The organism is [Clostridium] symbiosum (assembly GCA_036419695.1).
Taxonomy (GTDB): Bacteria; Bacillota; Clostridia; order Lachnospirales; family Lachnospiraceae; genus Otoolea; species Otoolea symbiosa_A.
Genome location: CP143946.1, coordinates 4,473,183 through 4,485,864, shown reverse-complemented (window position 1 = coordinate 4,485,864; position 12,682 = coordinate 4,473,183). Strand labels below are relative to the sequence as shown.

Genomic DNA, 12,682 nt, shown 5'->3' with positions numbered 1-12,682 from the left:
TCAGAATTCCTCCTCAGCGCCGTTGCGGTGCGACATTGCCTTAAACAGCCAGAAACAAATGATAATGCCCAATATAATTGATAAATAATCGGCCGCAGGCTGCGCATAAATTACACCGTCCAGTCCAAACATCCGGTTCAGCATAAATACGAGAGGGATAAAAATCAGGCCCTGACGGCAGACTGTAAGTACCAATGACGGAAGCGCCTTTCCCATTCCCTGGATTGTGTTGATACAGAGAAAGAGAATGCCGATAAACGGGCCGGAAAGCTGAAGGGCAATGACCATCTGGATTCCATAGGCGATAACCTCGGGATCGTTTATAAATACCTGGATCAGAGTCCGGCGTGCAATCATCATGATAATCGTCAGCACCGTACCCATGATCACGGCGCAGATACCGGTAAAACGAAAGACCTGCATCAGACGCTTTTTATTTCTGGCTCCGTAATTATAACCAATCAGCGGCTGGATGCCGGCACAGAGGCCAATCTGAAGAAGCACAACCAGCATATTCGACTTCATCGCCACGCCCATGGCGGCAACCGGAGTGTCTCCGTATCCTACCAATGCCAGATTTAAAATAATATTGGCAAAGCTCATCAAAATATTATTCAGGGATGCCGGAATTCCAATCGAAGCCACGCCGGATGCGATCCGTCCGCCCATCTTAAAATCCTTAAGCTTAATGGAGAGGGAAGATTTTTTCCTGAGGAAATAGACAAGATAAAAGGCGCTGGCCGCGATATTTCCGATAACGGTGGCAATGGCTGCGCCGCTTACACCCCAGCCCAGTCCCAGAATCATAACCGGATCCAGTACGATATTGACCACGGTACCAATCAGATTTCCAATCATTGATTCCCGGGCTGCTCCCTCGCCCCGGAGAATGTTGCCGAAGGCAGTGGCGAAGATGATAAAGGGGCCTCCAAAGGAGATGTAGGTCAGATACTGTCTGGCATACTCAATTGTATTCGCGCTGGCTCCTATCAGCTTCAGAATCAAATCCATTGCGGCTATAAAGAGCACCGCAACTATTACGCCCAGGCCGAGAGAGCCGTAGCAGCAGAAGGACGACAGGTTCCTGGCCCGATCCATCCGCTTTTCTCCCAGCGCCCGCGATATGGCGGAGCTTCCGCCGATACCGAACAGGTTGCCCAGCGCCATGTAAATCATAAAAACCGGTGTAGCCAGAGAAACGGCCGCCACCTGAAGGGGATCTCCGGTCTGTCCGATAAAGAATGTATCGGCCATGTTATAAATAACTACCACCAGCATGGAAATCATGGTGGGGACAGCCATGAGGGCTACCGCTTTGGGGACCGGCGCCTCCTCAAATAATTCTCTGTTTGTGTTCATGTAAATCATTCTCCTTTTCGTTGCCTGCAATAACTACTTGATATTTTCTTCCAGCTTTCTTATCGTGCTCGTAAGCTGATTAAGCTCCTCCCGGGATATTCCGGACTGAAGCTCTGCCTCAAACCGGTTCAGACGGTCGATCATTCTCGCCCGTGCCTCGGCTCCCTTCTCCGTCACGACCAGCTTTTTTAACCTGGCGTCATAGGAAACCGGCTCACGGCGGATATATCCGTTGCGCTCCATCAGCTGCAGAGTCCGGCTGGCCGTGGAGCGGCGGATTGAAAATTCCTTTTCAATATCCCTCTGCATGATATCCCTTCCCTGCGACTGAATTAAAAAGTGCAGAACCCAGTCCTGATTCGCGGTCAGCGTCTCCCCTTCCTGGGCCGACATCTGATTGATTCTGCGGTAAATAAGATTGGATAATACGCGGATTTCAAATCCGACATGGGTGTTTACTGTCATCTTTATTTCCTTCCTGGATGCTTATTTCATATATTTAAAGAGATAGGGCCTGTTCCGGGAGCGGCCGCCTGCGCCTTAAATCAATCCGAATCAGCTTTTCCGCCCCTGGCTTTACTGAAAAGATGTAAGCACCCTAACATTCTAAACGAACATATATTCTTTGTCAACTCCGTTTTTCAATCGGGCAGCAACCGGGAGCCATCCCTTTGCACCGCAAAGCGTATAAAAGAGAAAGGAACCGTGAGGTTGATTAAAGTACAAAAAAACGGACGAAATCCCTTAAACAGGGGAGCCGTCCATTTTTTATCCATAAAAACAAGGGTATCGTTCCATCACTTTATTTTGTGATTTAGCGATACCCTTCCGCTTATTCATCAACAATAAAATACAATCCGCCAAAAGGGCAGTTTATAAGCAAGCAGTGGCCGCGACAATACCTCTCCCCCATTTGGCGGAAGAGACAGTCAGCCGATGCCGGAATGACGGACGGGCCGATCCCTGCCTGAACTTCAGTCCCATCAATAAATTATGCGGGAAAGTTTTCTCCCGGATTTCCCCTCACCACAACCTCACATAGGGACTGAAGACACAACCAATCCCTAACTCACCCCGTCCGCCATCCATCCATCAACGTCCTTCCCCCAACTAAATCACATCACATTCACAGGCGTTCCATCCACCCATTTCGCCACATTTTCAAACACAATCACAGCCCTCTTCACCAGCGCTTCTTTTGTAGCAAACGCAATATGAGGCGTCGCAATCACATTTTTCGCATTCAGCAGCGGGTGATCTTTTTTCACCGGAGGCTCATTTTCAAATACGTCGATTCCGGCTCCGGCGATCCGGCCGGCATTCAGCGCTTCGGCCAGGGCCTCGCTGTCCACTACAGGGCCGCGGGCCGTATTAATCAGGATTGCCGTTTCCTTCATCCTGGCCAGTTCTTCTTTGCCAATCAGGCCCTTTGTCTCCGGCGTAAGCGGTGTGTGCAGTGAAACAATGTCGCAGGTGGGGAGAAGTTCATCCAGGGAAACATATTTGATTCCCTCAATTTCTTTCACCGTTCTGCTGTATGCATATACTTCGCAGCCAAAGGCCTGTGCAATCTTTGCCGTGCGCAGCCCGATGGCGCCAGTTCCCACGATACCAAACTTCTTGCCTTCCAGCTCAAAGCCGACAAGGCCGTCTTTTGTTCCCTCTTTTCTGACCACATCATTGCATGGGATGATATTTCTGTAAAGTGCGATGACCATGCCAAATACAAGGTCGGCTACGGCTACGGTGGAATATCCGGCACAGTTGCAGACCATGACGCCGTTGTTGCGGCAGTGATCCATGGCAATGTGATCAACTCCCGTAAATGCGACGGACAGGAGCTTTAAGTTTTTGCATCCGTCGATTACTTCGCCGTTCATCGGAAGGTTGGACACAACGATGATATCAGCGTCTTTGCCTCTCTCAATCAATTCCTGCGTACCTGTAACGCGGGTGTCGTAATATACGATCTCCAAATCCTTCGGAAGCGCTTCGCGCGCCATGGACAGGAGCTTTTCCTGCGGGACTCCAAGAGGTTCAATGATAACAAGTTTCATAATAACAGATCTCCTTTCGCGGCTCTACTTATAGGCTTGAAAAACGTCAAAATTCGTATCATAACGGCGTTTTTGTAAAGTTAAAATAACTCTTTACGGAGGACGGAAAGCCGAACCGCGTGATGGCGGCCGGACGTGTCCGCCGGTAAAAGAATTATGCTTTTATGATACCACACAAACGTCTTTTTGTGGCGGCAGATTTTACGGATTACTAAAATTTATCAGAGATGAATGTGGAAGGTATAATGATTTTTGACATGCTGGAAATTTTAACAAATTTTTATTGTTAACTTGGCTTGTTTTTCTTTGTTTGATTTATGAATATGCCTAGATTAGAATGAAATTAAGAAAAAACATAGCTATGGAAATCGATTAAAAATACAGGAGGAATTAAAAATGTCAGTGGGAAAAAGAATTTACTTAAAGAGAGAAATGCCGGATCCGGAAATTATGGAAGAGTTTAAAAGTATTCCGGCATCAAATACAGCGGATGTGATGGGCCGTAACTGTGCCATGAATCCCAGAATTAAGCTCGTGAGCAGTCCAAAAAACCAGATGATGGTGGGACCGGCTTATACGATAAAGGGCAGAGCCGGCGATAATCTGGCGCTTCACGCGGCGCTGAACTTCTGCGAAGAGGGAGATGTGCTGGTTGTTTCCAATGAAGAGGATAATACCAGAGCCCTGATGGGAGAGATAATGATGGCCTATTTAAAATATACGAAAAAAATTGCCGGAATTATTCTGGACGGCCCTATCCGTGACATCGATGAAATCGGAAAATGGGATTTCCCTGTTTACTGCACCGGCACGACACCGGGAGGCTCATATAAGGAGGGGCCAGGTGAAATCAACGTTCCAATTTCCTGTGGCGGCATCAGCGTGAATCCGGGAGACATTATTCTGGCGGATCCGGATGGAGTGATTTGTATTCCGAGAAAGGACGCGGCTGTGATTCTGGAGGAGGCAAAGAAATTTCAGGCTGCCGATGAGAAAAAACTGGAGGCGGCGAAGAATGGAACGGCGAACCGCGGCTGGGTTGAGAAGTCCCTGGAAGAAAAAGGATTTGAAATTATCAATGATGTATACAGACCATAATGTGACGGAAGAATAAGAAATACCGGGAAGAAACGATAACAGCCAGGGCGCTGACGCGGCAGCGGTATCAGAGAAGTAAAACAGCTGCAACGCAAAAGAGAGTAATAGAAAAAGATATAATAAATTAAGGAAAAGAAAGAGCCGGGTATGGCATACAGACACCCGGTTCTTTCTTTATATTTATGTAGATTGATTATAGTAAGATGCCGTTGAATAAAGGGTTGATTTCCGCCCTACCCCTGCAGCAGTTCTTCCGGATTGCGGCGTATCATGAGATCCAGTTCCTCCGGTGTAATCCCGTGCTCTAAAAGACCATTTGCATACAATTCCATGCCCTCGTCGGAGAAGGGGGACTCTGTCTGCCCGAAATCCGTGGTCAGGTAGATGTGGGAAGCGCCGATCCCATGGATTTGTGCGGTTAAATCCTCCCAGGAGGTGCGGTTATAGTAGGTAGTAAAATAAGAGTGTTCAACAACGGCTCCCATCGAAACGCATTCCCGCTGCTCTTCAAGGGAATAACGGTTGGCCGGGTTATCCGCATGGGTAATTACCATTCTTTTTATTCCGCAGCGGCTGGCCTCGCGCAGCAGTATCATTCCTTCCGCAGGACCTAGATGACCGGTACAGAGAATCATGCCATACTGTTTTACGGCTTCAAAGATTTCATACACTTGAGGCAGCAGCCGTCCGTCCCCGTCCAGGACAGAGAGGTAAGAGGAAAGGTCACAGCCGGTATCATGTCCGCGGCGAAAAGACTGGTAGCAGCGGGCATCCAGTGTAGGAAACCATAAAAAGCGTCCCCCCGGCCTGTCCGCAGCGTTCTACCGCAACAGGATTCAGCCCTCCGGCCTGCCGGTTCAGCACGAGACCGCCCACGACGGTTAATTACCGTTGAACAGCATCGCTTCCATTTTTTCGGAGGTTTCATGGACCAGTTGAATATGAACATGGGGCCATTTCTGATAAAAGCGGGGGAGAATCTTGGGAAGACAGATCTGGCCGCGGTAGGTGGGAATCCCTCTTTCGTTGGTAACATGAAGCTCCTTTGCCAGCTCTACAAAATAATAAAGGCTGATTAAGTTCATATAAATTCCTCTTATCTTTCCGTAAGTGTGCCATCAGCCGGCGGGAGGAAAGAACCGGCTGTTATGAAACCTACCGGGAGGCAGCTTTTACGACAGTCCGGAGCAGCACATCGGCTCCGTCGCTAACCTGCCGGTAATCGGTCCATTCCTGTGGACAGTGGCTTCTTCCGCCCCTGCTTGGGACAAAAATCATGGCCAGAGGGCATATCCCTTTGAAATTCATGGTGTCGTGTCCGGCTCCCGATAAAAGATGCATGGAGGATAAGGACAACTCATCGGCGGCCTCCTCAATCAGCTTTTTCAAGGTTTCATCCATCATCGCAGGCTCCGCCTGGAGATTCCTTTTAATCTCGAATGACAAATCTGGGAAGGCCCCGGCGCTTTCCCGCAGACTTTCCCTAAAGGTTTCCATGACCCTGCCTATTGATGATACGTAGGGGCTTCTGCAGTCTGCGGTAAACCGTACTTCCGACGGAACGACATTGGCGGACTCCGGAACCGATTTGATACAGCCAAAGGTGACGACTGTTCCGTCACCGAGCGCCACCGCTTTGTCGGTGGCGGCGGAAATAGCCTTTGCCGCAGCTGCCAGGGCATCCGCACGCATCGCCATCGGGGTGCTGCCTGCATGGTCGGCTCTCCCTTTAATCAGGATATCAAAGCCCTCCAGACTGACGATTGCATCTACAATACCGATATCTTTGCCGTTTTGTTCCAATACGGGCCCCTGTTCGATGTGCAGTTCAATAAAGGCTGCAATATCGTCGGGCCGCATTCTGGCATTTCCTATTTCATCGGGATTCAGGCCGTAGTTTTCCAGTGCCTGGTATAGCGAGACTCCGTCCGCATCCTTAAGGGTTTTCAGTTCATCTGTGGAAACACCGCTGCATATGGCCCTGCTTCCAAACAGGCCTCCGCCGAATCTTGCGCCTTCTTCCTCCGGCATGGCGATAAAATCAATAGGATGACAGGGAGTAAAGTTGTTTTCCCCAAGTATCCTGGCGACCTCTATCGCCGCGCATACGCCGGCCTGACCGTCAAAATTGCCTCCGTGGAATACGGTATCAAAATGACTGCCCGTCATGATAACGGGCTTATCCAGTTTCCCGGGATAGCGCCCGATGAGATTGCCGGCCGCGTCCTCGCGTACCTTAAGACCGGCCGCCTCCATTTCGTTCCTGATATAATCCCGGGCCAGGGCGAATTCCCTCGTATAGGAGAGCCTGGTACAGCCGTCACCGGGAGTCATGTTAAATTCGGCCAGGGATTCCAAATCATGCCGTATCCGTTCTATTTTACATCTCATATTGTATGCTGCCGGTGGAAGGAGTCTTCCAGCGGTTTTTCCTTTCATATTTATATTTGGTGCCTCCTGATATCTGCAAGCTTTAATCAGCATCCGGTTTCTCTTTGCTCTCTGCGGCGGATACGAAAAAAGAATAGGCAGGATTATAGGAGTATAAGGATTTCTGCAGTGAATTTCTGTTGAGAATACAGAAACCGTAATATGCCGGTAAAAAACGATTCTATAAAAAATTATACCACATATCCGCCTGTGGAGGGGATATCATGATTCATAATTTTGTAATCAGGTATTTCTTTATTTATAGTAGCTTATTTGAATAAAGTTATGTAGAATAGAAGTTAGGTATCGGGATTTATTAGGACAGCAAATTTGAAATTAAGGGGGGATTCCTATGAAAAAAATATTATTAGCCGCAGCGCTTTCAGGATGTCTTATGAGTACGGCGTGTGCCGGCAGCGGTGTTTCTGATACGGTGCCCCAGTCCACATCGGGAGCAATAGCGACGGTGCAAACCTCGGGTTCCGGTAAAGAGAGTACCGGAAGCAGTACGGCAGTAACGGATACCAGTACGGCAGCGATGGATATGCAGCACGCCGTTACTTCCTATTATGAAGGCCAGAGCTCACGGGCTTATAAGATGCTGCAGAAATCAATTTTTAAGAACCTGATAGGCGGCTGGACGGAAGAGGGAATCTCAAATCCGGTCTGGAATTATGACAGTTTTGCCCGCTATGAGGTTCTGAACCGGGATCTCACCGGGGTTGAGAAAGATGCAGAGCTTTATTACTGCACATTTTCGGCCGACAATGGGAAATGCGGTTACGGCGTATTGGCCTACCATGGGGAAGGCATGTCGAGGGTAAAGGTGGTGGAAACATCATACCTCTATGATCTTCAGGCCAATATGGAAGCAATCTCCGACGCACTTGGAAAGACGGAACTGGATCCAGCAACGGCCAGGGCCGTGCGTGTGGAGGTAAATGGAGCGGCCGCGGGAGAAGCTGAAGAAGCGATTCGGATCTCCGATGATAAGGGCCACGACTATCTCTATTATTTTTCAGATTCATCGTTAAAACCGGCGGAGGCAATTCGCACAGGCGCGGTGTCTGAGGTTGAGAAAGCTGTTGGAGGCCAGGAACAGGGGAACAAAAAGCAGAGTTATTATAATGAATTTGAAAGTAAATCAAAGGGAGATGCATACCTCCTGAAGGGCATTATCCATCAGAATCAGGATAAACGCGGCCTGGTGCGTGTGGAAGCGCCCAAGGGGACGGAGATTTCGGTGAAAGGCAGCATGGTAAGAGAGAGCGGTGAAATCAAGCTTGTTTACAGAGATTCCGACGGAACCATTACCGTCCTGGCCGAAGGAAAAGGGGACGGAACCGGGGAACACGCCATTGATATGACCGTCAAGGTAAAAGACGGGAAGGGAGACTTCTATTTTGAGGGAGACGCCGCCGTCTATCAGTTTGAGCTGTCCCTCGGCCTTAATAAGGAGATAAAGTATTATCTGACCGGGAATAATCCGATACAGTAGGAGGAAAACCTTCCTGCGGCGGAATTTTTTCCATTCATGACAGAGAATGCAGTGAGTGCCGGAGAAAACAGGAACCAGAGTGAGAAAAATTTATTTTAAAGGAGACAATATATGAATTATATAGGAAATATTAATCAGATACCGGACGGATTTACCATGAGCGACAGCGTGGGACTGGTTACGAAAGAGCTTGGCAAAAGTGTGGGAAGTGAAAAGATTTATGTAAATCTGGACAGTGTGCCTGTTGGGGCGTACAGTACTAAATATCACAGCCACACGCAGCAGGAGGAGTTCTTCTATGTCCTGTCGGGAAAGGGGACACTCCGGTTTAACGATACCGAACAGGAAGTGACGGCAGGTGATTTTATTGCAAAACCGTCGGGAAAAGAAATTTCCCATACATATTATAATTCGGGTTCGGAACCGCTGCTGATACTTGATATCGGGACGGTTGAAAAGGAAGATACGTGTTACTACCCCGATGACGATGTCTATCTGCATAAATCAAACGGAAAGAGCCATGCATTCAGGGGAATTGTGTTCCTGGAAGACTGGACATCGGAGCCGAATCTGTGATTGAGCGGAGAAGAGACGGAAGAGAGGAGACTGGAAGTGATGACACCGGAAGAAATGACGCTGGAATACAGAAAAGCCGTGAAAGAAGATGCATCACAGATAACCGGCCTGGTACAGGAGACAATTAAAACGGTCTATCCAAAGTATTACCCGGAAGAGGTGGTGGGATTTTTCTGTGAGCTCCATTCACAAGAGTCGGTCGGCGAAGACATCAATGACGGAAATACCTGGATTCTTTATGAAGGACAGCGTCCGGCAGGGACAGGAAGCCTCCGGGGAGACCACATTACCAGAGTTTATGTCCATCCCGATTTTCAGGGAAAGGGATATGGCAGCTTTATTGTAAGAAAGCTGGAGAAAGAGATCTTTTCAAAGTATGACAAGGTATTTCTGGATGCGTCCCTCCCGGCCTGCCGATTGTATGAGGCGCTTGGATATAAAACGTTGAGGCACGATAAATGGCTGGTTGGGAACGGTGTGGCGCTGGTATATGAGATAATGGAAAAAGGAAGACATGAATCGGGAGCGCTGGTGAGGACCTGGGATTACCGGGACAGAGACGGTGAGTTAACCGAGAAACTGTTTCAAATATGGAAAAAGTCGGTGAAGGAGACCCATCTGTTTCTGTCGGAACAGGAGATAGGGAAGATAGCCGGATATGTGCCGGAAGCGCTCAAAACGGTGCCTTATCTGATGACCATAACGGATGAGAACGGCGCGCCTGCCGGTTTTATGGGAATCTCGGAAAGAAAGCTGGAAATGCTCTTCTTACTGCCCGGGGCGAGGGGGAAGGGACTGGGACACCGCCTGATCCGGTATGCTGTTGAGAAATACGCCGTGAATGAGGTGTGCGTCAATGAACAGAACCCACAGGCCAGGGGATTTTATGAGCATGAAGGATTCAAAGTTTACAGGAGGACGGAGCACGACGGGCAGGGAGCTCCGTATCCGCTTTTATATATGAAGCTTCAGGAACCGTAAAAAGGTTTTAAATATTTATGAAACAAAAACAATAGGAGAAGGGGATTAGTAAAATGAAACAGGAAGAATATGCAGAGAATGAAGCGTACTGGAACAAAAGGTCGGAGATATTTGACACGCAGATTTTAAAAACCTACGAGGATGCGTACAGAAAGACCATCGACAACACCAAAAAATACCTGAAAGAGACGGACAAAGCGCTGGATATCGGCTGCGGCACCGGTGTGACGACGATCGAGCTGGCCGGCAGTGTGGCGGAGATGACGGCTGTGGATACGGCGCCGGAGATGCTTCGCCAGGCGGTTGAAAAGACAGAAAAAGCGGGCGTTCATAATATCAAATATATGCAGGGCGACATGTTTATGGAAAAACTGGAACCAGGGACTTTTGACACGGTAATGATTTTTAACGTGCTTTTATACATGCCGGATCAGGACGCAGCGATGAAACGCCTCAAAGAACTGGTGAAACCGGGCGGCTATCTGGCGGTGGCGGCCGATTGCCTGAAGCACAGTTTTACAAAAGAAGCAATTCGGAAATGGTACCGCAGCCACACCGGTAAGATGCCGTTTGTGGAATTCTACTCACCGGAGAGCCTGGAGAAGATGATTGAGGCGTACGGGTTTGAGATAGTGGAGAGGGAAAAATTGTTTCTGCATCCTGTGAACTACTTTTTAGTGGCGAAACGATGCGCAGATTAAAGGGAAGGCAGTGAAAGGCAGAATCATGCGCGATTATTTTATGGAGACGGAACGAATCGGATTTTCACATTGGAAATCCGAGGACAGGGAGCTGGCGGCGCTTCTCTGGGGAGACCCGGATGTAACCCGCTATCTCTGTGCAGACGGAAGATTTACAAAGGAAGAGATAGAACAGCGGCTGGAGACGGAAATCAGCAATTTTGAAAAATATAAGATACAGTATTTCCCCATGTTTGAGCGAAACAGCGGAAAACTGATAGGATGCTGCGGACTGCGTCCCTTTGAAGACGAAACAGAGATTTTCGAAACGGGATTTCATCTGCGGAAAGAGTTCTGGGGAAAAGGGCTGGGCGAGGAAGCCTCCCGTGCGGTTACGGCCTATATGCCCACGGTTATAAAGGTAAAAGAACTGAGGGCGGGCCACCATCCGGAGAATGCGGCATCGGCGAAACTTTTAAAGAAGCTGGGATTTGAGCATATCGGGGACGGCTATTATCCTCCGACCGGGCTGCGCCACCCCTGGTACAGGAAAAACATAGAATAGTAGAGACACCGGGCTTCTAAAATACGGCAGTTCACAGCAATGTTTTAAACTTTGAAAGTGCAACAAATTCAAAGCAAAACCACGGCTGTGACTGCCTTTTGCGATCTAAAATAAAAAAATGAAATGAATATTTTCCCTCCATATTGTCAATAATCCATTCAGATTTCATGTTCTGTGGCCGGATACCGGAAAAAACATGATAAATACGCCGAAAAAGCCGGATTTTTTTACATTTTATGCCTTGACACAAATTGACAAACTGATTATAATAAGTAGGCGTGTAAAAATGCAATGATTTTTGTACGTAAAAATATCAGCTTTTAAAGCAACCACAGACAATATCACAGGAGGTGAAAAGGATGCCAACATTCAACCAGTTAGTAAGAAAAGGAAGACAGACATCTGAGAAGAAATCTACAGCACCGGCTCTGCAGAAGGGATACAACTCTTTACAGAAGAGAGCTACCAATATCTCTGCACCGCAGAAGAGAGGTGTGTGTACAGCCGTTAAGACTGCTACACCTAAGAAACCTAACTCAGCTCTGAGAAAGATCGCCAGAGTACGTCTTTCCAACGGAATCGAAGTAACAAGCTATATCCCAGGTGAGGGACACAACTTACAGGAGCATAGCGTTGTTCTGATCCGTGGCGGTCGTGTTAAAGACTTACCAGGTACAAGATACCATATCATCAGAGGTACTCTTGATACAGCAGGCGTTGCTAACAGAAAACAGGCCCGTTCCAAATACGGCGCTAAGAGACCGAAAGACAAAAAGTAATTAAACGTTAATTTAGGTAAAATTCGTTAGAATTTAGTGCCGGACTTTGATATTGACCCTGTAGGTTGCAGGTAATCATAGATTCGAGCGCGAACGCACATTGTATGCGAGTACCTAAGATCTAATGAAACGCTTCGGCCCGTTTCCGGAGCTGGAGCAGATATTAAGGAGGGAAGTAACGTGCCACGTAAAGGACATACTCAGAAAAGAGACGTATTAGCAGATCCGCTTTACAATAACAAGGTTGTTACCAAGTTAATCAACAACATCATGTTAGATGGTAAAAAGGGTGTTGCCCAGAAGATCGTATACGGCGCATTTGACCGTGTAGCAGCTGAGACAGGTAAAGAGGCTGTAGAAGTATTCGAAGAGGCTATGAACAACATCATGCCTGTACTGGAAGTTAAGGCAAAACGTATCGGCGGCGCCACATATCAGGTTCCGATCGAGGTTAAGCCGGAGAGAAGACAGGCTCTTGCGCTTCGCTGGATCACTCTCTACTCCCGTAAGAGAGGCGAGAAGACTCAGGAAGAAAGACTTGCAAAAGAGATTCTGGATGCTTCCAACAACACAGGCGCATCTGTAAAGAAGAAAGAAGACATGCATAAGATGGCAGAGGCTAATAAGGCATTTGCACATTACAGATTCTAATAGGAGGA

13 protein-coding genes and 1 pseudogene are annotated in these 12,682 nt (G+C 48.1%); 8 read left to right on the top strand and 6 right to left on the bottom strand.

Annotation, left to right across the window (positions count from 1 at the left end):
- From V3C10_20085 to V3C10_20075, 3 genes are all read right to left on the bottom strand, one after another.
- Nucleotides 1-1,359: an MATE family efflux transporter gene (locus tag V3C10_20085; GenBank protein WVP61576.1), complete on the bottom strand. Its 1,359-nt coding sequence runs from the start codon at nt 1,357-1,359 to the stop codon at nt 1-3.
- A 33-nt stretch (nt 1,360-1,392) separates the two neighbouring features.
- Complete coding sequence (locus tag V3C10_20080; GenBank protein WVP61575.1) at nt 1,393-1,824, bottom strand: MarR family winged helix-turn-helix transcriptional regulator; 432 nt, start codon at nt 1,822-1,824, stop codon at nt 1,393-1,395.
- A 650-nt stretch (nt 1,825-2,474) separates the two neighbouring features.
- Nucleotides 2,475-3,416, bottom strand: a complete 942-nt coding sequence (locus V3C10_20075; GenBank protein WVP61574.1) for a 2-hydroxyacid dehydrogenase — start codon at nt 3,414-3,416, stop codon at nt 2,475-2,477.
- A 396-nt stretch (nt 3,417-3,812) separates the two neighbouring features.
- Between V3C10_20075 and V3C10_20070 the strand changes: the two genes are divergently transcribed.
- Nucleotides 3,813-4,514: an RraA family protein gene (locus tag V3C10_20070; GenBank protein WVP61573.1), complete on the top strand. Its 702-nt coding sequence runs from the start codon at nt 3,813-3,815 to the stop codon at nt 4,512-4,514.
- A 233-nt stretch (nt 4,515-4,747) separates the two neighbouring features.
- Here the strand turns inward: V3C10_20070 and V3C10_20065 are convergent.
- The 3 genes and pseudogenes from V3C10_20065 to V3C10_20055 all read right to left on the bottom strand — a co-directional run bounded on the left by V3C10_20065 (nt 4,748) and on the right by V3C10_20055 (nt 6,953).
- Nucleotides 4,748-5,311: pseudogene (locus tag V3C10_20065) on the bottom strand (DUF6282 family protein).
- An 84-nt stretch (nt 5,312-5,395) separates the two neighbouring features.
- The gene (locus tag V3C10_20060; GenBank protein WVP61572.1) at nt 5,396-5,599 is read right to left on the bottom strand and encodes a substrate-binding domain-containing protein; all 204 of its coding nucleotides are present in this window, start codon (nt 5,597-5,599) and stop codon (nt 5,396-5,398) included.
- 70 nt (nt 5,600-5,669) lie between these two features.
- On the bottom strand, nt 5,670-6,953 hold the full coding sequence (locus V3C10_20055; GenBank protein WVP61571.1) for a Zn-dependent hydrolase: 1,284 nt from the start codon (nt 6,951-6,953) through the stop codon (nt 5,670-5,672).
- Nucleotides 6,954-7,296: 343 nt separating this feature from the next.
- Between V3C10_20055 and V3C10_20050 the strand changes: the two genes are divergently transcribed.
- The 7 genes from V3C10_20050 (at nt 7,297) to rpsG (ending at nt 12,674) form a co-directional block, all read left to right on the top strand.
- On the top strand, nt 7,297-8,442 hold the full coding sequence (locus tag V3C10_20050) for a hypothetical protein (GenBank protein ID WVP61570.1): 1,146 nt from the start codon (nt 7,297-7,299) through the stop codon (nt 8,440-8,442).
- Nucleotides 8,443-8,553: 111 nt separating this feature from the next.
- Entirely contained in the window at nt 8,554-9,018 is a 465-nt protein-coding gene (locus tag V3C10_20045; GenBank protein ID WVP61569.1) for a cupin domain-containing protein, read from the top strand.
- On the top strand, nt 9,019-9,999 hold the full coding sequence (locus V3C10_20040) for a GNAT family N-acetyltransferase (GenBank protein WVP61568.1): 981 nt from the start codon (nt 9,019-9,021) through the stop codon (nt 9,997-9,999).
- A 53-nt stretch (nt 10,000-10,052) separates the two neighbouring features.
- Nucleotides 10,053-10,700 (top strand): class I SAM-dependent methyltransferase, encoded by a 648-nt coding sequence (locus V3C10_20035; GenBank protein WVP61567.1) that lies wholly within the window; start codon nt 10,053-10,055, stop codon nt 10,698-10,700.
- Nucleotides 10,701-10,710: 10 nt separating this feature from the next.
- Nucleotides 10,711-11,244 carry a GNAT family N-acetyltransferase gene (locus tag V3C10_20030; GenBank protein ID WVP61566.1) on the top strand — a complete coding sequence of 178 codons (534 nt, stop codon included), beginning with the start codon at nt 10,711-10,713 and terminating at the stop codon, nt 11,242-11,244.
- Between the two features lie 359 nt (nt 11,245-11,603).
- Nucleotides 11,604-12,023 (top strand): 30S ribosomal protein S12, encoded by a 420-nt coding sequence (gene rpsL / locus V3C10_20025; protein ID WVP61565.1) that lies wholly within the window; start codon nt 11,604-11,606, stop codon nt 12,021-12,023.
- A 180-nt stretch (nt 12,024-12,203) separates the two neighbouring features.
- Nucleotides 12,204-12,674, top strand: a complete 471-nt coding sequence (gene rpsG / locus V3C10_20020; GenBank protein WVP61564.1) for a 30S ribosomal protein S7 — start codon at nt 12,204-12,206, stop codon at nt 12,672-12,674.
- The last annotated feature ends 8 nt before the right edge of the window (nt 12,675-12,682 follow it).